The organism is Flavobacterium sp. CYK-55, from assembly GCF_018413465.1.
In the GTDB taxonomy this organism is placed as follows: Bacteria; Bacteroidota; Bacteroidia; order Flavobacteriales; family Flavobacteriaceae; genus Flavobacterium.
In genome coordinates this window covers 35,385-59,553 of the sequence record NZ_JAHCDK010000011.1, presented here as the reverse complement: position 1 = coordinate 59,553, position 24,169 = coordinate 35,385, and the positions used below count along the sequence as shown (strand labels likewise).

Here is a 24,169-nt window from a genome sequence, read left to right as displayed (position 1 = left end):
ATTATTTCCAGAATTTGAGTTTCTTTTTCAATCGCCTTTTTTGATGAAATTTTCGCTGAAAATCATCAGTGTAAAACCACATGCGCTGGGCAATTTCAGCTTCGGATTTTTGAGTGTATAAACGAGCGTATTCATTACTCATCAAATCAACCATCTTTTTCTGCGGAGTCAAATGCGAAAGGTTTTTCATGCGCGTTTCAAAATCAAGCGAATCGTGAAAATTCATTCGGTTCAAATCAACCAAATAAAAATCATACAAACCGTTCTCGCGCTTTTTAATCAAGGTATTCCCAGGCGAATGATCTAAAAACTCAATGCCTTTTTCGTGCAATGAAAAGCTAAAACGAACAAACTGACGCAAGATATTTTCTGCATCGGGATAATCGGGAATCTCAACGAGTTCGCGATAAGTCAAATCAACCGAGAGTTGTTCACTCACATAAAAGCTGCGGCCCATGCTCCACCACGAAGCGCTTTCGCTGTAGGCAATTGGCTGTGGTGTTCCGATGCCATTTTCAAGCAAGCGCATGGCAAATTCATACGATCGACGCGCTTTTGATTTTCGAAAAAACTTATAAGCTACACGATTAATAAGATTCGGAATTTTAAAAGATTTGATGTTGAGTGTAGTATCACCAAGTTCAAACAATTTGATTTTATTGCGCTGCCCATCAACGAACATTTTCCCCGTATGGTCAAAATTTTCAATAAACCCTTTTATTTCGGGTTTTTGGTTTTCAAAACGAGGATTGACAATTAAACGCATTCAAATCTTTATATATGAACAAAAGTAGCTAATGCATTATATTTTTGCAATTTAATAGCTATTTTTACCGCCCAAGGCTTTAAAATTAACATCTTAAAAAGCCTAAGTTATTCATTTATTGTTTATTATCTCATCTGGGTTATGCAAGATAAAGCGTCCTTATTTCAAAGAAAACTCTACTTGGTGTTTCTGATGAATTTGGTTGTTGTTTTTTTAATATCGTTTAAATACATTCATTTTCTTGAAAATATCGAAGGCTTTGGGCTCAAAATATATTTAGGTCTAACCACGATGAGTCATTTCTTTTTGATCGGAAGCCTTCCGCTTTTGGTGAGCTTATTACTTTTTAAAATCACAAAATCCGAAAAAATTACCCAAGTTTTTCACATCATTTTATCGACTTTACTGTTGGTAATTATCAAACTCGATGCGGTAATATTTGAGCAATTTCGCTATCACTTATCACCCATTGTACTCAAATTGGTTTTTGGCAAACGCGCTTCAGATATTTTTCAATTCTCAACTTTAAATTTACTATTGGTCATTTTATTTGTGCTTTTGCTCGTGGGCTTACAAGTCTTGTTTTATCTTTTGGCGCAAAAAATCATCCTTAAAAACATTTCGCTACGCATCAAATCTACTTTACTGATTTGGTTTTTAGCACTGCTGACTTCGCATTTTGTTTATGCATGGTCAGATGCCAATTACTTCAGACCGGTGACCCAAATCAAAAATGCTTTTCCGGTTTTTTATCCGCTTACAGCCGATAGCTTGCTCATGAAACTTGGTTTGGTTGATTTAGAAAAAGCCAAACGCAATGAGCAAATGGCCCAACAACAGGCTTCACAAAATGTGCAATATCCGCTTCAACCTATTATTTCTGATAGTGTGCAACCTAAAAAAAACATCTTGTATTTGGTGATTGATACTTGGCGCAACGGTATGATGAACGAGCAAATTACCCCAAATATTTATGCTTTCTCAAAACGCTGTCAGGTTTTTGAAAACCATTTTAGCGGATCAAATATGACCACAGGCGGAATTTTCTCCTTGTTCTACGGAATTCCGGCCACCTATTTTGACACCTTTACCGGGCAAGAAATTCAACCGGTGATGATGTCCGAATTGCAGAAACAAAAATATCAGCTCGATATTTTGAGCAGTTCAAATGTGGAGAATCCTCCGTTTAACCGCAATGTGTTATCACATATTCCGAATCTGCGCTTGGCTTCAAAAGCTGAACGTCCGGCTGATCGCGACCGAGAAATCAATGATTTATGGCTGCAACATTTTACCCAATTCACCCAAAAGAAAGAACCGTTTTTTGGCTTTTTGTTTTATGACTCAGCCCACGGATTTGATTATCCGAAAGATTATCCCATCGTTTTTAAACCATCGCTTACCGAGGTCAATTATCTCGAATTGGATGATGATTACAATCCGACCCAGCTGATCAATCGCTACAAAAACTCGCTGCATTATATTGACAGTTTGATTGGTCAAGTGCTGCAACAGCTCGAACAAAGCGGTCAATTGAACAATACGATAGTCGTTATTACCTCAGATCATGGGCAAGAATTTAACGACAACCACAAAGGATATTGGCAACACGGCGGTAACTTTACCGATTACCAAATCAGAACGCCAATGATGATTTTTGATGCTTCCAAAGCACCTCAAAAGCAAACCGCGCAAACGTTGCATTACGATTTAGCACCTACCATCATGCAACATTATTTAGGCGTCAAAAATCCGATTTCAGCGTATAGTTTTGGCTGTGACATGTATCAACCAAAAGTCAGAAAAAGCTTTATCTGTGGTTACAACCAAAGATTTGCAGTCATTCAGCCCAATCAGATTACCAATATTTATCCGTCGGGGTTGTTTGATGTGACCGATAAAAAGCTTCAACCTTTAACCGATGAGCAAATCGATTACGAACTGGTGACCCAAGAAATGAAAAACCTCAATCGATTTTTTAAGAAGAAGTAATTATTTGAACAAAAATTTAAACCATTGTCCAAAATTCTTGAGTGCAATAAAAGTTTTGGTGATTTTTAAATTCGCAGAGCCGGCCATAAAATTCTTGATTTCGGCAATATCATGGGTCGGAAAATAACTGAGTTTCTTCCAACGTTCCGGTTCAATATAATAATAATCGGTCATTTGCTCATAATTGGTTTCGTCAACTTGGATCCATTTATCTAAAAAGTCCGGATTCACATCAACATTGTGCGACCAATTCTCAATTTTGAATCTCAATTCTGATTCCGACCTCGCCACAGATTCATGCAAAACCAAGCTATCTACATAAATAACGCGTTCACTGGTTCTGCGCGCTTGGGTATAATTTGGGTAATTAGTAGCAAAAACGGCCTTTTGCGGCTGATCAACATACAGAATTCCGTTTTGGGTGTATTTGTAAATAATGAGCCAAAAAGCAAAAATCTGAATCTTATTTTTCTCAGGGTTGTCCAGATAATGATCGTATTTTCTGAGGTCGGCCACAAATTTTTTAAAGTCGATAAAATACTCATCAGAATCAACTTGAATCAGCCAATTGCCAATGCCCATTTTTTGTGAAAGCATTGTTCGCTCGCGGGTGTCATTCTCCATGGTGGACAACTCCGGAACATAAAAATCATCTTCGTAAATCTCAATTTTATCATCAACATCAAAAGCTTTGAGCCAATCGTAAAAAGCCGAATCAATTGTAAAGGTTTGACCTTTCCAGGTTCTGAGTTCTTTATCTCGGGCCAAGAAAATTCGATCGGCATCTTGATAAACCGTTGGCAATGATTTTTTGAGCAATTCATAATCATAAGACAACAAAAAACCGACGTGTATTTTCTTCATAATAAAAGACTTAGAAATTAAAATGAACGATTAAAACCATTTGGCCAAACGCTTGATTCTGCGCAAGATAAAATTGGCTTTGATGCGTTTTCCGTTGAACAAACCTTTGCTGATGCCTTGCGGTTGATAATGCTTATAATCAATACCATAACTCTCAAACCAATAACCAAACTTAATAGGATTTTCAGGATTGATGGTCGGAAAAACATAGTCATCATCGGTCAAAATTGTCATCAGTTCTTCATGACTTTTCGGAATCACCGCGCAATCAAGGCTCTCATAAGCCGCCCGCCCAAGCAAAACCACTTTTTTACCGGCAAAAGCTGCCTCAATACCCACCGTTGATGTAAAGACAATAATAATATCGCTTTTGTTTACGAGTTCATAACTGTCAACGGTATCTTCGGGCGGAATAATCTCTAGATTTGAATTCTTGAGTTGGTTATTAATAAAACGGTTTTGTGTATTGTCAATGCCTTTGAGGTTCGGGTGAACACGCATATACACTTTGATGTTCGGATGCGCTTTGAGGCTTTCGCACAACTGCAAAATACCGTCGTTGTCGTTTGGATAAAACTTTGGTCCAAAACCCGACAAACCTTCGTATTCATCTAAAGACGAATTAAAAATCGTGATGATTTTTTTGTCTTTGTTCTGCTCAAAACTCGCCGGAAGCTGTCCGTATTTTTGGTTTTTAGTAAACGAATACCAAGCATCTTCTACCCTTTTGACGCGTTTGTTGTAAAAATGCGCGCCAATCTCATCGCGTTTCGGGTCGTTTCTTTGCCAAAGCGTTTGGATTTCTTCAGCAATGGCTTCAAACGAATGCGGAATCGAATTGAATCGGAACAAAAAGTTTTTCATTTTTCCGCCGCGTTCATGCGTCGCATAGCGAATATTCTTGTGTTCACAAATACGCAACAACGGACGGTTTTCAATAAATCTACCGTTGAATAAAATAACCAAATCGGGTTGGATTTGATCAGTCACCAAATCAAAAGTGTCGTATAAATAGGCGCCGGTCAATAATCCGCGCTGAATAAAATCTTGGTGTTTGCGCAAATCCGGGCGATGGTCACGCGTAAAAGAAACCAGTGATGACATCGTCGCCAAACCATTGTCATAGTTTTTGTATTGATGCGTTTTGAGTGCATCAATTGAATCAAAAGACAAACCATCCGGATAACCTTTCGTTTTAAAATCAGCCAATTTGAGGTAATCGCGATAATGAATAATATGCAAATTCTGATGGTTCTCAATGCTTTGCTTTAAAACGCGAGCGCCTTGATTTACCCGTGAATGACAAACCTGACAATGCATGATTTTGTGCTGCGGATTGTGAAAGCATGTCTGAAAATCGCCTTGACAAATCATCCAATAAATGGTGTTTCCTTGCTCGAGCAAACGCTGCATAATTTCGAGTTCGGTTTCCAAATGTGGCGTCGGGTGATTCGAAGTCTGAAGGAGAATTTTTTGATTTTGGATGCTTTCTATAGACATAAGACTAAGCTATATTTTGGTAAGAATAAGAATATTGTTGGATTTGTTGCGCGTATTCAGGTAAAATACTTTGCGCATCAAATTTGGCATACGATTGCCCAAACATGCTGTTGGTATATTGAATCTGAAACAACAAACGCTCGCCGTGTTCGAGTTCTTTACCTTTGTGAAATCCTCGCGTATCAACAGCCATGATGGTTCCTTTTTTACCGGCCAGTTCCAAAACATTTTCGGCTCCGTACACCGCCGACATTTCTTCGTCTTCAAAACGACCGTCGCGATCAATTGCTGAAGGCAAAGTCTGATGCGAACCTTTAACATAGCAATGAGGTCCGGTATGCGTATCGACATCGGTGAGATAAAAAAAGAATTTGATGAACTTGATTCTGTCTAAATCAAAATGATACATCTGTGCTGCAGCATTCTTGGCTTTACCGCCAAAAGGGGCGCTCCACCAAAAAGCCACAATATCTAAAATGGGTTTGCATCCCAAATATTCCTGGGCAAAAGCCAGTAAAGAAGTGTCAAAAATAAGTTTTTGTAAAGGCGCGCAAGCCAAAACTTGTCGGTCATTGAATTGATAACGAGGTGAAACCGGTTTTTTCGGATCAAATAAAATCTGCTCTTTTGTATAAGCTTGGCCGGAATGATTTACGTCAATATAACTGGCCGGTGTTTGTTGTGCGTAGCGATAAATTTCTTCAATAACCGCTGCATCAAGCTTTTGTTCAAAAATATAAAAACCGTCTTTTTGCATTTGCGCCACCGCTTTTTGAAGCGATTCACCCGTAAAGTTTGCTAAAATTCCATCCAACGAAACCTCAGGATATTTGCCTATTTTTTGGTTGATATCTGCCGAAAGCGCATCGTTGCTTTTTCCGCGGGTGAGCACGAATAACTTTCTGAAAGCCGCATAACCTTTGGGCGTATGAGCCTGATGTTGTATGAAATTCTTGTATTCGCTTGAAAACCTTTTTTGGTATTTAGCCTTTTTGATCCAACGGGCAATAGGTGCTATCATAAATGAGTTCTTTGGTTTAAAAATAAGCTTTTATCCTTCAAATCGATCGCCTTTGTGATAAGAACGCGAGGCTGGTTTGCCGAGATAATCTTTGAGGTATTTCGGATGCATTCCAAAACCCGGGCGCACCGAACGCAAATTTTCCTCCGTAAGCATATCGCCTGCTTTGACCTCTTGTGCAATGTATAGAGAACGACTAAAATCTCTGCCTTTGGCTTGCTTTTCGGTCAATTCATAATCAACGATACCGATGGCTTTTTCGGTCTCGCGGACCGCTTGAACCATCGCAGTAAATTCAGCTTCATTCATCGAAAAAGAAGCATCGGGGCCACCAATCGATCGATCTAAAATAAAGTGTTTCTCAATGATTTTGGCACCAAAAGCCGTGGCTACAATCGGAACCGTGCTGCCCATGGTGTGGTCCGACAAACCAGTAATCACGCCATATCGCTCGGCTAAATCGCGCACCATAACCATATTGGCTTCTTCAATCGGAGCCGGATAACTCGAAGTACATTTGAGCAAAGCAATCTCGTGGTTACCCATTCTGTGGCAAGCATCCAAGGCCAGTTCAATATCTTCTTGACGGGCAATTCCGGTTGAAATGATCACTGGTTTTCCTTTGGATGCCACGTATTCAATCAGCGGAATATCGGTAATTTCAAACGAAGCAATTTTATACGCCGGCGAATGGAGCGATTCAAGCAAATCAACCGCTGTTTTGTCAAAAGGCGAAGAAAAGCACACCAAACCTTCGGCAGTAGCGGCCTCATACAATTGCTTGTGCCATGCCCAAGGCGTGTAGGCTTCTTGATATAATTCGTGTAATTTTCGACCTTCCCAAATGGTTCCTTTGATCAAAAAATCTTCTTGATCAGAATCTAAGGTAATGGTGTCGGCTGTATAGGTTTGCAACTTGATACAATCGGCGCCAGCTCTTTTGGCCGCTTTGATGGTTTCGAGCGCATTTTCAAGACTTCCGTTGTGGTTGGCAGAAAGTTCGGCGATGATAAAAACCGGACTCTGCGCATTGATGTTATGATGGGCTATTCTCATAGACTTTTGGTGTATTGTTCGCTGGGAATTTGCTGATAATCCAGCGTTTTAAACAAACTAAATCCCGCTTTTTGAAAGGCATGTGCCGAGGCCGGATTCGATAATTTTATATAAGCATTGATCACCGCTGACGGATTTTGTTGTAAGAAATAATCGGCAGCTTGGGCAATCATTTTGCTGGCATAACCTTTTGCGCGGTGATGAGCATCAACCGAAATACCAATAACGGCTTGTTGCTCAGGATTGTTTTGAATTCTGACTTGCCCAACGGCTTGCTGTAGATGATTTTCAAAGACCAGCATCAAACAAGTTGGATCGGCGCATTTTTGGGTAAACCAAGCCAAATGGGTTTCCCAATCAATGGTTTGAGATTGATACGAATGTGCTCGAACACTGGCATCATTGGCCCAATCAAAATACAATCGCGCATCAGATTGAGTTGCTCGTCTAAAATGTAAATTTCGGTTGATTTTACCGTGATAAACCACATCATAAAAGCGATTTTCAAACCAACAATGTTCGGGCAAACGCGCTTCTGGCTTAAAACCGCACGATTCTAAAACCGGATACAAATGCGGACGCAAATCAAAAGCGTAGGTAAAAATCTTGTGAAAATTTAATGCTTCAAAAGCCACTTGCTCAATGAGGTTTAGATAATGAGTCCAATAATGAGCAAAATGTTCTTTTTCTAACTCAGTCTTCATGACAAATGAAATCTCAGCGTTCAAATCAATCCAATTGATGTGCACCAATCCGCCATAGCCAATAAACACATCGTTTTCAAAAAAAGAAAAAAGCAATTGCGAAGGCTTTTCTTGCTTAAACAAATCTGCTACAACCGTCGAGAAATAATGCGCTTGTTTTTCGGGCGTTAAAGGTTCGGCCTGACGCAAATGATACAATTGTTCGTTGCGAATGTTCATAATCGCCCGCTGATCTTCATCGCGAATAGGCTCAATATGAAAAGCCTGCGCGCTAAAAATGGATTGATTTAAACATTTGTATGGTCTCATTTTAGGTTCTGATATTTGAGTTCTGCCAATTGCCAATCTGATTCGCTGTCAATATCTTGTGCGTGGTTTTCGTCAATTTCAATAGCGATGGTATTTTCTGTTCTGAGAGATCGGGTTTGTTCAAATCTGGCCACATCAAAAAAGTAAAACATACCTGCATCGTGAAAAGCCGATTCTAAATCTTGGGTTCTGGTTTGTGTATAACCGTCCAAAAGTGAACTTATTTTTCCGGCTGCATCTAACTTTAAAGCTCTTTGAATGGGATGTCCGTAGCGAATCACCGGAAAAACAACATCGGCTTGCTGTTGGGCTAAAACCCTCGAAGCTTGCAGGAGCAAATCAGCGGTGACAAAAGGTGCACACGGATAAATACAGGCTGCTTGTTGCCAAACGATGTGCTGTTTTTTATAGGCATCCAAAACTTCTGATATTACATCGGCTGTAGTTGCGGTATCATTGCTGTTTTGAGCACTGCGTAAAAAAGGAGTCTCTGCTCCGAAATTTCTAGCAATTTCAGCAATTTGTACATCGTCGGTTGACACAATGACTTGGTCAAACAAGCCACTTTCAAGAGCAGCTTCAATGGCATAAGCAATAATGGGTTTTCCGAGAAAATCTCGAATGTTCTTGCGCGGAATTCGTTTGCTTCCGCCACGAGCCGGTATGATGGCCAGTCTAGGCATAAAAATTCTTGATGGATTGAATCACAAAATCCTGTTGCTCATCCGTCAATGTTGGATACATCGGCAAACTAATACAATGTTTGTAATATGTTTCAGCCATTGGCAAATCGCCTTCGTTCCAACCTAAATCACGGTAATAAGGCATCAAATGACACGGAATGTAATGAATCTGCGCAAAAATTTGTTGTTCGCGCAAATAGTTGTACAAACCCAGGCGATTGGGAACCTCAATCACATATAAATGATAAGCATGTCCAGCAACCACACCTGATTGTCCTTGAATGAAGGTTTTATTTTCAAAAGCTTTTTGATAGCGCTCAGCAATGGCGCGACGACGAGCAATTCCCTCATCGGCACGCGATAATTGGCTAATGCCCAGAGCTGCCTGAAAATCGGTAAATCGGTAATTATAACCCAAAGTTTGCATTTCCATATACCAACCCGGAAAAGATGACTGCTCATCAACAGGCTGGCCGGCTGCGAAAGATTTTGAATTTTTGAACTGAGCGGTATCACGCGTGATTCCGTGGGTGCGCAACTCGAGTAATTTGCGGTATAATTTTTCGTCGTTGGTGGTAATCATTCCACCTTCGCCGGTAGCAATATGCTTGACCGGATGAAATGAAAAAATAGCCAAATCAGCAAACTGACCATTGCCGCAATTTTGAGGCTGGCCATTGCCGTCGGTAAAAAAACCGCCGGGCGCATGACAAGCATCTTCAAGCAACCACAATCCGTGCTCGTTGGCTAATTTTCTGAAAGCCTCGAGATCAACAGCATTTCCGGCAAAATCAACCGGAACGATTCCGTGGTATGTTCCGCGCGGAGCAGCTTCTAACAAAGCTTGAACTTTTTTAATGTCGAGCAAATACGTTTTAGGATCAATATCGGCAAACACGACTTCACCACCACAATAACGAATACAATTGGCCGAAGCAGCAAAAGTTATGGGCGAAGTAATGATTTTTTGACCCGGCTGAACATTGAGCGCCAAAGCCGATAAATGCAAAGCGGCTGTTCCGTTGGCAACCGCCACAGCATATGCACAACCAATGTATTTTGAAAAAGCTTGTTCAAATGCCAAAATGGTTGGCCCTTGGGTGAGAAAATCACCTTGAAGCGCCACACTTACCGCGTCAATATCTGCTTGTGTAATATGTTGTTTTCCGTAGGGTATCATAACGATTACTTCGGTTGAAAATCAGGATATAAATGTTCTTTTATTTGGCTGCGCATCGAGTCAACGGTTTCCCATTCGGTGTTGTCCCCCGATGTATAGCTGAATCCTTGCGGTACCAATTGCGCATTGAATTCTTTTTTGTAATCTTCTAAATTCCAATTGGTTACTTGCGGCAAAATCACATAGTACTTTCCTAAATCATAGGTCGTAAACGAGTCTGAAGCGGTAATCATTTCTTCGTGAATTTTCTCGCCCGGACGAATTCCTACCACGCGATGTTCACAGTTGGGAGCAATCGCCTGAGCCACATCTAAAATTTTATACGATGGAATTTTGGGTACAAACAATTCGCCACCCCAAGCCTGATCAAGTGCATGCAAAACCATATCAACACCGCCTTGAAGCGAAATATTAAAACGCGTCATGGTCGGATCGGTAATCGGCAATACGCCTTCATCGCGCTTGGCCATAAAATAAGGAATCACCGAACCATTTGAGCCCATTACATTTCCGTAACGAACTACCGAAAAACGAATATCTTGATGGCCTTTGATGTTGTTGGCCGCAATGAACAATTTGTCTGAAGTAAGTTTGGTCGCACCGTACAAATTGATCGGTGCGCAAGCTTTATCAGTAGACAAAGCCACTACTTTGGTCACATGAGATGAAAGAGCCGCTTTGATCACATTCTCGGCACCTCCGATATTGGTTTTAACACATTCATCCGGATTGTACTCAGCAATGTGCACATGTTTCATGGCTGCTGCGTGAATCACATAATCAATACCGTTGAAAGCGCGTTTGAGGCGTTCTAAATCACGAACATCGCCAATAAAATAACGAATTGCAGCATATTTTGACTCAGGAAATTCTTGAGCCATTTGATATTGTTTTTGTTCATCACGTGAATAAATGACCAATCGCTTTACATCGGGCCATTTTTGCAGTATAGTTTTGGTGAGTTCTTTTCCGAGTGAACCGGTTCCTCCGGTAATGAGAATGGATTTGTTACTGAGCATTTGTTCAATTTTAATGAGCAAATATACTCAAAAGAATCATTTTTTTGGCCTTAAAAAAAACAGCTGTTTATTATCTTTGCACAAATTTTTACTATGGATATCAATACCGAAGTTCACCATGCTTTTGAGGTGATTCAGAATGGCGGAATCATCTTATACCCGACTGATACCGTCTGGGGTTTGGGTTGTGATGCCACCAATGCAGAGGCTGTTCAGAAAATATACCAACTCAAACAACGCGAAGAAACCAAAAGCATGATTTGCCTGATGAACGGAGAACGCATGATGTATCAGGTTTTTAAAGACATTCCGGAAGTAGCTTGGCAAATTTTAGATTTATCTGAAAAACCTACAACACTGATTTTAGACGACCCCAGAAATGTAGCAGCCAATTTAATTGCCTCAGACAAAACCTTGGGCATTAGACTTGTCAAAGAACCGTTTTGCTATAAACTCATGGAACGCATGAAAAAGCCATTGGTTTCAACTTCGGCCAATATATCAGGGCAACCCACGCCACTTTCATTCAAAGAAATTTCACCCGAAATTATCAAGGGTGTTGACTATGTAGTAAATTTGCACCGCGATAAAACAGCGTCAAAGCCGTCAACTATTATCAAACTGACCCAAGATGCACAGGTTAAAATTATTCGCCCGTAAATGAAAGCAAATTACCCCAACGCCTTACAACATCCGATTTTTGAAGTCGTAGCAAAAGCTTCAGAGCAAATGAACCTCAAAAGCTATGTGATTGGTGGTTTTGTACGCGATTTTTTATTGCAAAGAAATTTCAAAAAAGACATCGACATTGTCACGGTGGGCAGCGGCATTGATTTGGCGCTCAAAGTAGCTGAACTTTTACCCAACAAACCCAAAGTTCAGGTTTTTAAAAATTACGGAACAGCCATGTTGCGCTTTGAAGATACCGACATTGAATTTGTGGGTGCGCGCAAAGAAAGTTACTTTTTTGAAAGCCGTAATCCGGTGGTTGAAAACGGGAGTTTAGAAGATGATCAAAATCGACGTGATTTCACCATCAACGCACTGGCAATTTCTTTAAATCCAGATTCTTACGGAGATTTACTTGACCCGTTTAATGGCTTGGAAGATTTGAAAAATAAAATCATTCGAACGCCACTTGATCCGGACATTACCTACTCAGATGATCCGCTCAGAATGCTGCGCGCAATTCGATTTGCCAACCAACTCGGTTTTGAAATTGAAGAAAAATCACTTGAGGCGATAAGCCAAAACAACGAGCGTATCAAAATTATTTCGGGAGAGCGCATTGTTGAAGAACTCAACAAAATTTTATTGACTGATACGCCATCGCTGGGTTTTTTATTGTTGTACAAAACCGGTTTGTTGCCGATTATTCTGCCTGAACTTACCGCGCTGAATCAGGTAGAAGAAATTGAAGGACAAACCCATAAAAACAACTTTTATCACACCCTTGAAGTTGTAGACAACATTTGCCGCAACACCGATAATTTGTGGTTGCGCTGGGCTGCACTGTTACACGATATTGGCAAAGCGCCTACCAAACGCTTCAACAAAAAACAAGGTTGGACTTTTCACGGGCACGAATTTTTAGGCGGAAAAATGGTCAAGAAAATCTTTGAAAGATTACATATGCCGCTGAATCAAAAAATGAAGTTTGTGCAAAAAATGGTCATGATGAGTTCGCGTCCGATTGTGCTTTCGCAAGATTTGGTGACCGATTCAGCGGTGCGCAGATTGGTTTTTGACGCCGGCGAAGATGTGGAATCACTGATGATTTTGTGCGAGGCAGACATCACGACAAAAAACCCGATTAAGTTTAAGAAATATCATAAGAACTTTGAAATCGTGCGCCAAAAAATAGTCGAGGTTGAAGAACGCGACCATGTGCGCAATTTTCAGCCGCCTATTACCGGTGAAGAAATCATGGAGATTTTTAATTTGCCGCCATCGCGCGAGATTGGCACGCTCAAAGAAGCCATTAAAGAAGCGATTCTTGAAGGCGACATTGCCAATGAATACACCGCGGCTTATGAGTTTATGATGCGCAAAGCCGACCAAATGGGTTTAAAAAAAGCAGCTACATAAACCAAACGCTGCTGCCCTAGCCCCGATGATTTGATATTAAGAGGAGGAAGCCCAGTGGGCTTCAGGTATTTTGCTTCAGCAAAACACTTAGAAATCAAACAGCGGGAAATAGCTTCTAAAAAAGCTCAAAAAAAAGAAATCAAACAGTCTCAAATATCATGAAAAAAGCAAACAAATCTGTAATTATCTGGCTGCTCAGCGGCTGTGTTTTGGTGTTTATAATGGTTATTGTGGGTGGTATTACGCGCTTGACCAATTCTGGGCTTTCAATGACCGATTGGCATTTGGTGACCGATACTTTTCCGCCGATGAGCGAGGCCGCTTGGCAACACGCTTTTGCTGAATATCAGAAGTTTCCTGAGTATCAAAAAATCAATATTCACAACCATTTTACGCTGTCTGATTATAAGTTTATTTATTTCTGGGAATGGTTTCACAGGCTTATCGGCCGTGTGATTGGAATGGTTTTCATCATCCCGTTTGCTTATTTCTGGTATAAAAAACAATTCGATAAAAGCACGCTGCAAAAGTGTTTTGTGCTTTTGGGCATGGGCGCTTTACAAGGTTTCTTTGGTTGGTTTATGGTGAAAAGCGGATTGGTAGACAACCCAGACGTAAGCCATTTTAGACTTTCGCTGCATTTAACTTTTGCGTTTTTGACCTTTGCTTACACACTTTGGGTGGCGTTGGATTTGGTTTATCCAGAGCGAAAACTTCCCGTTAGTGAACTCAGAAAAATAGCTCGATGGGCACTGGTTGCCTTGATATTTCAGATTATTTACGGTGGTTTTGTGGCCGGTCTCAATGCCGGACTGATGCACAACCATTGGCCGCTGATGAGCGACGGACAACTCATTCACGACAGCGTTTGGATAGAACAAAAAAGCGTATTGCTCAATCTAACTGAAGGCAAAAGCGGCGTGCAATTCGTACACAGAACTTTTGCTTATATCGTAGCTGGGTTGATAATTTGGCTGCTGGTAAAATCGCGTAAATTTGGTTTAGACGCGCAGCAGCAAAAAGGTATTTATGCCATGAATGTTATGGTGGTTATACAGTTTGCTTTGGGTGTTTTTACGCTTTTGAATTACGTTCCGATTTCGCTCGGATTGCTGCACCAAGTGGGCGCTTTTATCTTGCTGAGCTTTACCGTTTATACGTTGCACAGATTGAGTAAATAACGCCAAAAAAAAGATATAGATAATTTCTATATTGAAAACTTAAATTATTCTTTTCTAGAAAATTAAATATCTAAACTTCATTTCATGAATGAAGTTATTTATCCGATCCAAGTTTTAAAATCTGATACGCGTTCGCGGCTCACAATTACTTCATCTTCGCGATAAGTAGGCAAGATTAATTTGAGTCTTGAATTGGTATAAACCGTGATTTCGCGGATGGCCTTGAGCGGAACAATAAACTTGCGACTTACCCGAAAAAACTGTTGCTGATCCAACTCATTTTCGAGCAAATCAAGCGAGGTTTCAAGCAAGTAACTTCGGTTGTCAAAAGTATGCAAATAAGTGCCTTTGTTCTCGCTGTAAAAACACTCAATATCATCTACCGGAATCACTTTGATCTGTTGCCCAACTTTTACTGTAAAACGCTTTTTAAAACTAGGCTGCTGGGCGCTAAACATCTGCCTGATTTGTTCAAAATCTAAAGTTGATGAAACGGTTTGTTGACGCGATTGATACTTCTGAACCGCGGCTTCAAGTTCTTCTTCATCAATCGGCTTGAGCAAATAATCAATACTGTTGAGTTTAAAAGCCTTGAGCGCATATTGGTCATAAGCCGTGGTAAAAATAATCGCGCTCTTGATTTCAATGGCCTCAAAAATCTCAAACGACAAACCATCTGAAAGCTGAATATCGAGAAAAATCAAATCCGGATGCGGGTTTTGCGCAAACCACACGATCGCTTCTTGCACCGAATGCAGCATGGTACTCACGCCCAAACCGAGCTTTTCAAGCTTTCGTTGCAGCAAACGCGCCGCGGGTTTTTCGTCTTCAATAATTAAGGTTTGCATGTTGTTTATTTGATGATGATTAAAACTCTTTTGTTTTGGGCGTGCCCCTGCGGGTCGCGTTTTACGCAGTGCACGGCACTTAGCTCCAACCGCTCACGCGGGCGGCTGCTTGCTGAATATATCGTTTAATTTTTGAAGCATGGCTGTAAAATAGACACGCTCCGCTTTAGGACAAAAGAGATTGTTGTCATTGAGGCAGATATTTTAGGTTTAGTTCAACAATCAACATTCTTCAATCACTAATCTTTCAGCTGCGTGAGATTTGAAATTAAAAGGAGGAAGTCCAGTGGACTTCAGGTATCTTTTAAAGTTTCATTTTAGATAAATGTCTAAATAATAAACTGTACGCGTGAGGGATGGCAGTGAAAATCCTTTTTTGAGGAACGAAAAAAAAGATTGCAACGAACAGCCCGACAGCGGCGCAGCGCAGCGCAGCCGGTGGCACGCCCTAAAAAGACCAATAAGCTACGCCTTTAGACCGTTGCGCTATACTTCTTAAACATTTCTCTGCTCTTCGCGGCGCATCAATTCTTTGATCTTGTTTTCTTCCCAACGCTTGCCTAAAAACCAATCTTGGCCAAAAACCGAGAACGCATGCATAGCGAGTCCGAAACCCCAAAAGAACACCACCGAGAAATTCTCAAAGCTCCAAAAAGTAAGGTTTTCTTCGGCAGAATCAGGGCTTTGACGAGCAATCATAATGAAAATATTGACGATAATATATACCATTAAATGCGTGTAAAAACTCTTGAGCTTTTTGACTCTTTTGTACGCCCATTGATATTCTGTATCCATCTGATTTTGCTGTGATTTGAGATGATTATTCATGATAGATTTCATTATATTTTTTGCTTTTTTCGAGCTCTTCTTTCATAAACTCACGAATCTTGCGTTCTTCCCAGTCTTTGCCAAAAAATGGGCTGAAATTAAAGACGCGCATGGCATGAAAAGCCAACCCTATGCCCCAACCAATCAAGGGCCAAATAAACCAGATTTGCTCAGGCGACGTGACCAAATTCAGCACGATGAGCCCGGCATTAACCACTATGTATGAAGCCAAATGGCCGTAAAAACCTTTGAGTTCTTCTACTTGCTTTTGAGCGCGTAGGTATTGATCTTGTTGGTTAAAATTTGTTTCCATAACTGTATTATTTCCAAGTTTTATATTGTTGATTTTGATGCATGATTTGTCTGATTTTGCGTTCTTCCCATTGACCTCCGTAACCAAAAACCTTGAAGGCATGCCCAATCAAACCAAAACCCCAGCCGAACAACGAAAACCAAAACCATTGAAATTGAGGCATAAAATAGAGGTTTACGATAATCAAAATAGGTATGACGATGCAATACGAAATGAGATTTCCGTAAAATCCTTTGAGCTCATCTACGCGTTTTTTAGCTCTGTAATAAGCTGTGTTTTGTTGCTGAAGTGATAGTTCCATACCGATGACTTGTTTGGTTAAAATAGGAATGCGTATTGCAAAATGCTCTTGGGTTTGATTGACCAAAACTTTTCTTTGAGTAATGATGCCATAACGGCTGGCTATGTTGTCTAAACCGACACCTTTTCGGTCTTGAAGCACTTCTTTTTTCTGATAATTGTTTTCAACCACCAAATAATCGCCGTCTAAATAAATTTTGATATGCAAAGGTTTTTGCTCGCTTACCACGTTGTGCTTGACGGTATTTTCTAGCAACAATTGCAACGATAACGGAACCACCTTGGCTTCAGGATCAATTTCTTCAATCGGTAACTCATAGAACAAACTGTTTTCAAAACGCATTTTGAGCAGGTTCATATAGGTTTTGGCAAAAGAAAGTTCTTCAGATAAAGGCACGAGTTCTTTGTCTTTTTGCTCGAGCACATAGCGATAGATTTTTGAGAGCGAAGTGGTAAACTTCTGCGCGCTATCGGGGTTTTCTTCAATGAGTGAACTCAAAACGTTGAGGCTATTGAACAAAAAATGCGGATCAATCTGGTTTTTTAAACTTTCAAACTGAGCGTTGGCTGTACCTGCGATGATTTTTTGTTCTTTGACCTTTGAATCTTGATAGGCTTTGTAAAAGTAAAAGGAGTATAAAGACAAAGTCACAATTAAAGTAATCACCACTGATACTATGTAATTCGAGGCGCGTTCTTTGGCCAGGAACTCATTAAAATCTTGTTGATCAACCAAAACGGCTTCCAGAAAATGCAATAAAAAAATAACGATGAGCGTCACCACAAATGACCCTAAAAAACCTACAAACAATCGTTTTTTAGAGAATCTATCGCTTTTAAACCATTTATCTAAAGCGACAAAAATAAAAGCATTGGCAAAATAAAGAGCATAGGTATATAAAACCGTGTATCCAAAATTAATCAACAAACCGCGGTCAAAATGAACTTGATGACCCAACATCATATTGATCATGACCATAACTGCAAACACCAGACAAGCCAGTAAACCAACTCTGAAGGTATGTGAGAATGCTTTCATTTTTTTTGAAATACGGTTTATATCAAATTACTTTTTACAACCTTTTTGTGATTCTAATGCGCGATCCAAGCCCCAATTTGGTGAGAAAGGTGTTTCTGGTTTGAACTTGTTGAAGAGTTCAATTGAACGATCAATCTCAGCGCACATCGGTTTGGTATCGCTGCCAAAATATTTAGCCCCGTTGAGTTCATATTCGGCTTTTCCGAACACAGCACGCGGATTCTCAGGCGATAATGCCTGTGCTTTTCCGTAGGCTTCCATGACTTTTCCGGTGAGTTTCATACCGTTGGTCATCGGATCATAAACCACCCACGCTGTGTAAATCATCGCTTGCATCACCCAAAGTTCTGAGTTGTTTGGATCTTTGGCCAATTCAGTATCAAGGGCGTTTTGTGCTTTTGCAAGTTGAGCGCTCACTTTTTCTTTGTCTTTTTCCATGAATGAAGCCGTGGTGTTGACCAATGAAACATAATAGTTGGGCAACCAGCTTCCTTTTTCGGCTGAGGCAATGCGCTCAAACAAATCTGAGGCTTCTTTGCTTTTTCCTTCGCCCCATAAACCAAAGGCTTTGCCCATTCCTTCTTCAAATTTTCCGGGTTGAGCTTGGACGAATCCAGTAATCAAAATAATTGCGAGTGTGATGATTTTTTTCATGAGTTTGTTTTTATGATTTGTTATTAATTTCTAATTCAAAAGTAGGTTGAGTGTTTTAGCTGTACAATTTTAAACTACCGAACTGTTGATTTTTGAGGATGAATTGCAGCTTATAAATTATTGAGTTGATTGTCTTTTTTATTATCGCTGATGGTCCAGAAAAATCCAACAAAGAAAAATCGGTCAGCCGTGGGTGTAATCGCACGTCTGTTGTAATAACCAGTACTGTTGGGTTGATTGGCATATTCATAACCAAAAACGTTTTGCGTTCCGAGCACGTTAGACACTGAAAAATACAAAATCTTCTGTTGGCTCAGCAAATACGCCCAGCTAAAACTCAAACTGCTGTATGATTTGGTGCGTTGGTTTAAAAATCCGCCTTCATTCAGATTGGTATACGGTCTGCCCGAAGCGAATGATTGCGTTAAGCCCAACTGCGAACGCCATTTTTCAATCCAGTATTTAGTAACAACCGATAAACTGTGGTTGGCTACAAAGCTTGGTGTGGTTTGGATTTTATAATTTTTATAATTGCGCTCGGTGTTGATGTACGAATACGACACCCAATATTCTAAGTTTTTAAAAGTGTAACCATCCCGCCAAAAGCAGTCGATTCCTTTGGCATAACCGCTACCGGCATTGCTGAATCTTGCATCGTATTGAATTTGATCAGTATCGTATTTAATTAGATTCTGATAATCTTTATAATAACCTTCTAAACGCAACGTCTTTTTGTTTTTGGCGTATTGAAAATTCAAGATATAATGTGCTGCTTGCTCGTTCTCAAAGCGGTGATATTTAGAAAACTTTAGATAAGCTTGCCCGGGCGTTTGCTCAAAAGTTCCGTAGGCCAGTGAAAACTGCGATGATTTATTGAATTTATAAGCCACCGAAACCCGCGGCGTAAGCGCTGAAGTTTTAAGCAAATCATTATAAGACCAACGAACACCGATTTTGGCTCCGAGTTGTTTCGACAAAAATAATTCACCTTCAGTATAACCGGCAAAAATGCCCGAATGATAATCTAAAAAGTTGGTATCTGCTTGATAAGCTTGATAGGATTCAGAGAATCGCGTCAAGAAGTAATCACCGCCAAACGACAACTTAAATCGATCCGAAAAACCTTTGCGCAGTTTGAGTTTTAAGTGCGATGTATGCTCATCATTACGCACCTGGTTTTGATCAATGTAAATCAAATTATGCGCATAACCATAACCCAAGCCAGTGGTGAGTTGCCATTGCCCTGAATAATTGGCTTTGTAGGATGAATTCAGATAAAAATTGTTGTTTTCAAGATTGAATCTGATTGGGTTGATTGAATTGATACTTTCTTGATTGATGTCAAAACGCGCGGCATCAAAGGCGGCGTAGAGTTTAAAAATTCCACGCTCGGTATTGTATCGGTAAACGGTTTCGCCCGATAAGGATTGATACGGTCGATTCCAATCAACATCTTGCGGAATCAAAAGCTGATAAGGCGCTAAATCGATATAAGCCGTGTTGAAGCTGAGTGAACTTTTCTTCCATTTTTGCGTATGTCCAACACCCAAACCAACGGTCATCAGTGAAACATCAGTTTTGTTCTGATCGGCCTGATCTTGCGTGTTGAGCAATAAAACACTTGATAAAGCTTCACCGTATTCTGCCGAATAACCTCCGGTTGAGAATGAAATTCCGCTAAACAAAAACGGTGAAAATCTACCGCGTGTTGGCACATTGTTGGCCGAAGCTCCGTAGGGTTGCCCCACGCGAATTCCATCCACAAAGGTTTGGGTTTCATCGGCCTCGCCACCGCGTACAAACAAACGACCATCCTCGCCTACGCTTTGCGTTCCGGGTAAAGTTTGCAAAGCTGAAATGATGTTTCCAGCCGAACCAGCGGTGGTGACAATATCGAGTGGCTTGAGCACCGAAACACGCGCTTTTTCACCAGTTTCCATAGTTCCGGCGGTAACAACAACTGCATCTAATGAATTGACGCTTTCGCGCATTTTGATGGTTTTTTCTTTAAAATCAGCCACATTAATCATGAGTGTAGTGGTTTCAAAAGTCAAGAAACTTACCACCAAAGTTTGATTTCCTGTGGTGGTTGTGGTGAATGAGAAATGGCCTTTTTCATCGCTCGAAGCACCGTCATAGGTTCCGTCTAAATAAATATTGGCGCCGGCAATCGGTTTTGATTTGTTGTCCGTAACCGTTCCTGAAATGGTTTGTTGTGCCCAGATGGTTGTTCCTAAAAACAATAAACAAAAAGTAATAAAGGTTTTCATGTTATAAGTTTAGTGCTCCAAAAGTATAGTGCTTCTGCTCAGAAAAAAATTATTCGCTACCGAATTGTCATTTTTTGAGGATGAATTGTTTCTACCCTATAATAATTGCTATTTTTGATACCGACACAAACCAAAAAAACATGAACACCCGCGATATCGATTTGCTCAATGTTATACTAATTATTGTATCCTTATTTTTAGCGTTCCATGTTCCGTACGAAATGTTTTTATTCTCATATGCTTTTCTGGGTCCGTTGCATTATTTAACTGAAATTAATTGGCTTAAAGAAAAAAACTACTTTTCAAAAAACACGAAATGGATTTGGTTATTTGTGGGTTTATCATTGGTAGTTTCACTTCCGTTTTTACAACGGATAGACGCCTTTAGTTGGGCAAAAGCAAGTGCTGCAAAAAGTTTTTTTGATTGGATTGTTGCATCAACCGATGAGATATTATTGATTTCTCTGTTGTTTGCCATCGGGCTTATTCACTTTAAAAACATGAAATACTTGTGGCTCTTTTTAGCCGGAAGTACCGCAGTGGCCATACCAACGATGTACTTTTTACCTCATTTTTCACTAGGAGTATTGATTTTTGTACCTACTTTGATTCACGTTTATCTTTTTACTTTTTTGTTCATGATATACGGAACCATGAATTCTAAAAGCCAACCCGGAATCATCGCTATTGTCTTGATGTTTTTAGTTCCGGTGATTATTTGGATGAGCAAAATCAATCCGGTTGAATATTACAATTTATCCGATAAAAATTTACAGTCTTTTCAAGACAGTGGATTCGCTGTAGTCGGTGGAACTTTGAGTGATTTTATCAACGGACAAAAATCAACTCAGTATGCATATATGTCAGTTATGGGCATCAAAATACAAATCTTTATCGCTTTTGCTTATACCTATCATTATCTGAATTGGTTTTCAAAAACATCTATTATTGGTTGGGGGAAAAACCTAAACGGAAACAAGCTCAAAACTATTTTAGCCATCTGGGCTATTAGCTGCGGGCTTTACATATACAACTTTAAAATTGGTTTTATTGCTTTGAGTTTTTTGAGTTTGGCACATGTTTTCTTAGAATTCCCACTCAATATTACATCTATTAAAGGCATTTGGCTCAAACTCAAACCAAGTCGCTAAAACCAATTCTTCTTTTTAAAGTAAAATACCATTCCTAGCACAATCATAAGCATACCTCCTAAAACCATAAAATAGGCAGGTTTGTAATGCAGTTCAGGCATAAATTCAAAATTCATCCCGTAAACACCTACGATAAAAGTCAGTGGCATAAAGATGACTGAAACGGCGGTAAGCAATTTCATGATTTGGTTCATTCGGTGGCTTTGTGCCGAAAAATAAAAGTTGGATGCGCTGTCTAGCGTGTTCATGTCGTACTCAATTTGCTCAAGAATTTCAAGAGATTTCTGGTGCAAGCGAGCAAAGAAAACATGATTACTGTGCGCAATCGCTTTGATATCATTGGTGCTGTGCTCGCTTTTGAGATTGAGTAACGCATCGCGCAACGGAAGCAACGATCGCTTGAGATAATTGAGCTCGTCACGTGTTTTTTCAATGCGCACCAAAACATCTTGATTTTCGTTGGTTTTTGATTCAGTTACCAAGACATCAATCAAACCTTCATAATATTCTAAAGTGATGTAGAAGTTTTCCATCACAGCGTCAAGCAACAAATAAAGCAGATAATCATTGCCCTTTTTACGTACAATTCCACTGTGGGTTTTGATGCGTTCGCGAATGTGCACAAAAAAATCGCTCTTTTTTTCTTGAAATGAAACCAGTAAATTATCTTTTAAAACAAAACTTAATTGCTCAACACGCAGCTTCTTATCGCGATCTGGTAAAATTGATTTGATACTGAAAAACAAAATCTCGTCGAGTTCTTCCATTTTCGGACGACGAGTAACATTGAGAATATCGCTCACCACAAAAGGTTCTAATTGTATAATTTGTCCAATTTCTTGAATCTTTTCAACCTGATGTAGCCCGTGAATATTGAGCCATTTCACATCATGAAGCTGATTATCATCTTGAATTTCTTTTTGAATACGATCTACCGAAACATGGTCATACTGTTCATAACCTGTATCATTATATACAAACATTTGCATATCAACCGGATCAGAATTATGCATACCTGTGTAAACAAAATACTCAGGTTGTACTTTTCTGACCTTGTCGTATTGAACTTTTTTCATTGAGAATTATTTGTGACTAAATATAGGAGTTTTTAAATTTCAATTTACATTTACCAAAAAAACCAAATGCTCACACTTATCATAAACATCCGGGAACTTTTGCAAATCAGAGATGCTAAAGTTTTAAAAGTTTCTGGCGCTGAAATGGCGCAATTGCCATCCATCAAAAATGCCTATTTACTGATTGAAAATGATTTGATCAAAGATTTCGGCCTGATGGAAAATTGCCCAAAACATGACACTGCCAAAGTTATTGATGCCCGCGGAAAAACGGTTTTACCTGCTTGGTGTGACAGCCATACCCATATTGTTTATGCCGGAAATCGTTCGCAAGAATTTGTTGATCGAATCAACGGACTTACTTATGAACAAATTGCCGAACGCGGAGGCGGAATTTTGAATTCGGCGGCCAAATTACAGCAAACCTCTGAGGATGAATTATTCATGGAGTCAAAAGCTAGACTTGAAGAAGTGATGCGCCTGGGAACCGGAGCCGTTGAGATTAAATCAGGTTATGGGCTCACACCAGCAAACGAAATCAAAATGTTACGGGTCATTAAGCGATTAAAAGATAACTATCCAATAGCCATCAAAGCCACTTTTTTGGGAGCACATGCCTATCCAACTGAATTTAAAAACAATCACCAAGGTTATATCGATCAAATCATCAACGAGATGATTCCACGCATTGCTCAAGAAAATTTAGCCCAATACATCGATGCCTTTTGCGAAAGTGGCTACTTTTCTACTGAAGAAACCGAGCAAATTCTACAAGCCGGGCAAAAACACGGATTGATTCCGAAAATTCACGTTAACCAATTCAATGTGATTGGCGGCGTGGCATTGGGCGTGCAATACAACGCTTTATCGGTTGATCATTTAGAATTGGTGAGCGATAACGATATTGAAGCTTTGAAAAATTCCAATACGATGCCTGTTGCTTTGCCTTCTTGTTCCTACTTTTTGAGCATTCCGTATACACCGGCCAGAAAAATGCTTCAGGCAGGTTTACCCTTGGCTTTGGCTACTGATTTTAATCCGGGTTCAACACCTTCGGGCAATATGAATTTTGTAGTGGCAACAGCTTGTATCAAAATGAAGATGACGCCCGAGGAAGCCATCAATGCAGCCACCCTCAATGGTGCTTATGCTATGGGCATATCAAAAACACACGGAAGCATTACTGTTGGAAAAAAAGCCAATTTAATTATTACCCAACCCATACCGTCATTCTATCAATTACCCTATGCATTTGGCAGCAATTTGATTGATCAGATTATCCTAAACGGTAAAGTATTTGCATAAAAAAAGGGAATCTTAATCGGAT

At 39.9% G+C, this 24,169-nt stretch carries 22 protein-coding genes; 6 read left to right on the top strand and 16 right to left on the bottom strand.

What is annotated here, in order from left to right; all coding sequences use genetic code 11:
• Position 1 precedes the first annotated feature (1 nt).
• Complete coding sequence (locus tag KIH23_RS11520) at positions 2–766, bottom strand: lipopolysaccharide kinase InaA family protein (RefSeq protein ID WP_213213643.1); 765 nt, start codon at positions 764–766, stop codon at positions 2–4.
• Between the two features lie 141 nt (positions 767–907).
• Here KIH23_RS11520 and KIH23_RS11515 point away from each other — a divergent pair, with 141 nt between their 5' ends.
• Positions 908–2,758: a DUF3413 domain-containing protein gene (locus KIH23_RS11515; protein ID WP_213213642.1), complete on the top strand. Its 1,851-nt coding sequence runs from the start codon at positions 908–910 to the stop codon at positions 2,756–2,758.
• Here KIH23_RS11515 and KIH23_RS11510 read toward each other — a convergent pair whose 3' ends face one another.
• The 8 genes from KIH23_RS11510 to pseB are packed head-to-tail and all read right to left on the bottom strand — an operon-like array spanning position 2,759 to position 11,094.
• Positions 2,759–3,622, bottom strand: a complete 864-nt coding sequence (locus KIH23_RS11510; protein ID WP_213213641.1) for a hypothetical protein — start codon at positions 3,620–3,622, stop codon at positions 2,759–2,761.
• Positions 3,623–3,652: 30 nt separating this feature from the next.
• Positions 3,653–5,122, bottom strand: a complete 1,470-nt coding sequence (locus KIH23_RS11505) for a hypothetical protein (protein WP_213213640.1) — start codon at positions 5,120–5,122, stop codon at positions 3,653–3,655.
• Between the two features lie 4 nt (positions 5,123–5,126).
• Positions 5,127–6,143, bottom strand: coding sequence for a phytanoyl-CoA dioxygenase family protein (locus KIH23_RS11500; RefSeq protein WP_213213639.1), 1,017 nt, complete (start codon positions 6,141–6,143; stop codon positions 5,127–5,129).
• A 30-nt stretch (positions 6,144–6,173) separates the two neighbouring features.
• Positions 6,174–7,199 (bottom strand): pseudaminic acid synthase, encoded by a 1,026-nt coding sequence (pseI, locus tag KIH23_RS11495; protein WP_213213638.1) that lies wholly within the window; start codon positions 7,197–7,199, stop codon positions 6,174–6,176.
• The gene (locus tag KIH23_RS11490; RefSeq protein ID WP_213213637.1) at positions 7,196–8,212 is read right to left on the bottom strand and encodes a GNAT family N-acetyltransferase; all 1,017 of its coding nucleotides are present in this window, start codon (positions 8,210–8,212) and stop codon (positions 7,196–7,198) included. Before KIH23_RS11490 ends, pseI begins: the two co-directional genes overlap by 4 nt.
• Entirely contained in the window at positions 8,209–8,895 is a 687-nt protein-coding gene (gene pseF / locus KIH23_RS11485; RefSeq protein ID WP_213213636.1) for a pseudaminic acid cytidylyltransferase, read from the bottom strand. Before pseF ends, KIH23_RS11490 begins: the two co-directional genes overlap by 4 nt.
• Complete coding sequence (gene pseC / locus KIH23_RS11480) at positions 8,888–10,075, bottom strand: UDP-4-amino-4,6-dideoxy-N-acetyl-beta-L-altrosamine transaminase (RefSeq protein WP_213213635.1); 1,188 nt, start codon at positions 10,073–10,075, stop codon at positions 8,888–8,890. Before pseC ends, pseF begins: the two co-directional genes overlap by 8 nt.
• 5 nt (positions 10,076–10,080) lie before the next feature.
• A complete protein-coding gene (gene pseB / locus KIH23_RS11475) occupies positions 10,081–11,094 on the bottom strand; it encodes a UDP-N-acetylglucosamine 4,6-dehydratase (inverting) (protein WP_213213634.1) in 1,014 nt (337 codons plus the stop codon).
• 93 nt (positions 11,095–11,187) lie between these two features.
• On the opposite strand from pseB, the gene KIH23_RS11470 reads away from it, so the two are divergent.
• From KIH23_RS11470 to KIH23_RS11460, 3 genes are all read left to right on the top strand, one after another.
• A complete protein-coding gene (locus KIH23_RS11470) occupies positions 11,188–11,754 on the top strand; it encodes an L-threonylcarbamoyladenylate synthase (protein WP_213213633.1) in 567 nt (188 codons plus the stop codon).
• Positions 11,755–13,182 carry a CCA tRNA nucleotidyltransferase gene (locus tag KIH23_RS11465; RefSeq protein WP_213213632.1) on the top strand — a complete coding sequence of 476 codons (1,428 nt, stop codon included), beginning with the start codon at positions 11,755–11,757 and terminating at the stop codon, positions 13,180–13,182.
• A 158-nt stretch (positions 13,183–13,340) separates the two neighbouring features.
• The gene (locus tag KIH23_RS11460) at positions 13,341–14,363 is read left to right on the top strand and encodes a COX15/CtaA family protein (protein WP_213213631.1); all 1,023 of its coding nucleotides are present in this window, start codon (positions 13,341–13,343) and stop codon (positions 14,361–14,363) included.
• Between the two features lie 98 nt (positions 14,364–14,461).
• Here KIH23_RS11460 and KIH23_RS11455 read toward each other — a convergent pair whose 3' ends face one another.
• The 6 genes from KIH23_RS11455 to KIH23_RS11430 all read right to left on the bottom strand — a co-directional run bounded on the left by KIH23_RS11455 (position 14,462) and on the right by KIH23_RS11430 (position 20,615).
• Positions 14,462–15,211, bottom strand: coding sequence for a LytR/AlgR family response regulator transcription factor (locus KIH23_RS11455; protein WP_213213630.1), 750 nt, complete (start codon positions 15,209–15,211; stop codon positions 14,462–14,464).
• 495 nt (positions 15,212–15,706) lie between these two features.
• Complete coding sequence (locus KIH23_RS11450) at positions 15,707–16,039, bottom strand: 2TM domain-containing protein (protein WP_249684900.1); 333 nt, start codon at positions 16,037–16,039, stop codon at positions 15,707–15,709.
• Complete coding sequence (locus tag KIH23_RS11445; protein WP_213213629.1) at positions 16,032–16,352, bottom strand: 2TM domain-containing protein; 321 nt, start codon at positions 16,350–16,352, stop codon at positions 16,032–16,034. The genes KIH23_RS11450 and KIH23_RS11445 overlap by 8 nt, the downstream gene beginning before the upstream one ends.
• 7 nt (positions 16,353–16,359) lie before the next feature.
• The gene (locus KIH23_RS11440; RefSeq protein ID WP_213213628.1) at positions 16,360–17,691 is read right to left on the bottom strand and encodes a histidine kinase; all 1,332 of its coding nucleotides are present in this window, start codon (positions 17,689–17,691) and stop codon (positions 16,360–16,362) included.
• Positions 17,692–17,718: 27 nt separating this feature from the next.
• Positions 17,719–18,345 (bottom strand): tetratricopeptide repeat protein, encoded by a 627-nt coding sequence (locus KIH23_RS11435; protein WP_213213627.1) that lies wholly within the window; start codon positions 18,343–18,345, stop codon positions 17,719–17,721.
• Positions 18,346–18,455: 110 nt separating this feature from the next.
• Positions 18,456–20,615: a TonB-dependent receptor gene (locus KIH23_RS11430; RefSeq protein ID WP_213213626.1), complete on the bottom strand. Its 2,160-nt coding sequence runs from the start codon at positions 20,613–20,615 to the stop codon at positions 18,456–18,458.
• Between the two features lie 140 nt (positions 20,616–20,755).
• Here KIH23_RS11430 and KIH23_RS11425 point away from each other — a divergent pair, with 140 nt between their 5' ends.
• The gene (locus KIH23_RS11425; RefSeq protein ID WP_213213625.1) at positions 20,756–21,766 is read left to right on the top strand and encodes a hypothetical protein; all 1,011 of its coding nucleotides are present in this window, start codon (positions 20,756–20,758) and stop codon (positions 21,764–21,766) included.
• Here the strand turns inward: KIH23_RS11425 and corA are convergent.
• Positions 21,763–22,842: a magnesium/cobalt transporter CorA gene (gene corA / locus KIH23_RS11420; RefSeq protein WP_213213624.1), complete on the bottom strand. Its 1,080-nt coding sequence runs from the start codon at positions 22,840–22,842 to the stop codon at positions 21,763–21,765. The two genes, KIH23_RS11425 and corA, sit on opposite strands and share 4 nt — an antisense overlap.
• 66 nt (positions 22,843–22,908) lie before the next feature.
• Here corA and hutI point away from each other — a divergent pair, with 66 nt between their 5' ends.
• Complete coding sequence (hutI, locus tag KIH23_RS11415) at positions 22,909–24,147, top strand: imidazolonepropionase (RefSeq protein ID WP_213213623.1); 1,239 nt, start codon at positions 22,909–22,911, stop codon at positions 24,145–24,147.
• Positions 24,148–24,169 lie beyond the last annotated feature (22 nt).

Coding starts and splice junctions, on each gene's coding strand:
- KIH23_RS11520 (WP_213213643.1), bottom strand. CDS start 766: ATGCGTTTAATTGTCAATCCTCGTTTTGAAAACCAAAAACCCGAAATA.
- KIH23_RS11515 (WP_213213642.1), top strand. CDS start 908: ATGCAAGATAAAGCGTCCTTATTTCAAAGAAAACTCTACTTGGTGTTT.
- KIH23_RS11510 (WP_213213641.1), bottom strand. CDS start 3,622: ATGAAGAAAATACACGTCGGTTTTTTGTTGTCTTATGATTATGAATTG.
- KIH23_RS11505 (WP_213213640.1), bottom strand. CDS start 5,122: ATGTCTATAGAAAGCATCCAAAATCAAAAAATTCTCCTTCAGACTTCG.
- KIH23_RS11500 (WP_213213639.1), bottom strand. CDS start 6,143: ATGATAGCACCTATTGCCCGTTGGATCAAAAAGGCTAAATACCAAAAA.
- pseI (WP_213213638.1), bottom strand. CDS start 7,199: ATGAGAATAGCCCATCATAACATCAATGCGCAGAGTCCGGTTTTTATC.
- KIH23_RS11490 (WP_213213637.1), bottom strand. CDS start 8,212: ATGAGACCATACAAATGTTTAAATCAATCCATTTTTAGCGCGCAGGCT.
- pseF (WP_213213636.1), bottom strand. CDS start 8,895: ATGCCTAGACTGGCCATCATACCGGCTCGTGGCGGAAGCAAACGAATT.
- pseC (WP_213213635.1), bottom strand. CDS start 10,075: ATGATACCCTACGGAAAACAACATATTACACAAGCAGATATTGACGCG.
- pseB (WP_213213634.1), bottom strand. CDS start 11,094: ATGCTCAGTAACAAATCCATTCTCATTACCGGAGGAACCGGTTCACTC.
- KIH23_RS11470 (WP_213213633.1), top strand. CDS start 11,188: ATGGATATCAATACCGAAGTTCACCATGCTTTTGAGGTGATTCAGAAT.
- KIH23_RS11465 (WP_213213632.1), top strand. CDS start 11,755: ATGAAAGCAAATTACCCCAACGCCTTACAACATCCGATTTTTGAAGTC.
- KIH23_RS11460 (WP_213213631.1), top strand. CDS start 13,341: ATGAAAAAAGCAAACAAATCTGTAATTATCTGGCTGCTCAGCGGCTGT.
- KIH23_RS11455 (WP_213213630.1), bottom strand. CDS start 15,211: ATGCAAACCTTAATTATTGAAGACGAAAAACCCGCGGCGCGTTTGCTG.
- KIH23_RS11450 (WP_249684900.1), bottom strand. CDS start 16,039: ATGAATAATCATCTCAAATCACAGCAAAATCAGATGGATACAGAATAT.
- KIH23_RS11445 (WP_213213629.1), bottom strand. CDS start 16,352: ATGGAAACAAATTTTAACCAACAAGATCAATACCTACGCGCTCAAAAG.
- KIH23_RS11440 (WP_213213628.1), bottom strand. CDS start 17,691: ATGAAAGCATTCTCACATACCTTCAGAGTTGGTTTACTGGCTTGTCTG.
- KIH23_RS11435 (WP_213213627.1), bottom strand. CDS start 18,345: ATGAAAAAAATCATCACACTCGCAATTATTTTGATTACTGGATTCGTC.
- KIH23_RS11430 (WP_213213626.1), bottom strand. CDS start 20,615: ATGAAAACCTTTATTACTTTTTGTTTATTGTTTTTAGGAACAACCATC.
- KIH23_RS11425 (WP_213213625.1), top strand. CDS start 20,756: ATGAACACCCGCGATATCGATTTGCTCAATGTTATACTAATTATTGTA.
- corA (WP_213213624.1), bottom strand. CDS start 22,842: ATGAAAAAAGTTCAATACGACAAGGTCAGAAAAGTACAACCTGAGTAT.
- hutI (WP_213213623.1), top strand. CDS start 22,909: ATGCTCACACTTATCATAAACATCCGGGAACTTTTGCAAATCAGAGAT.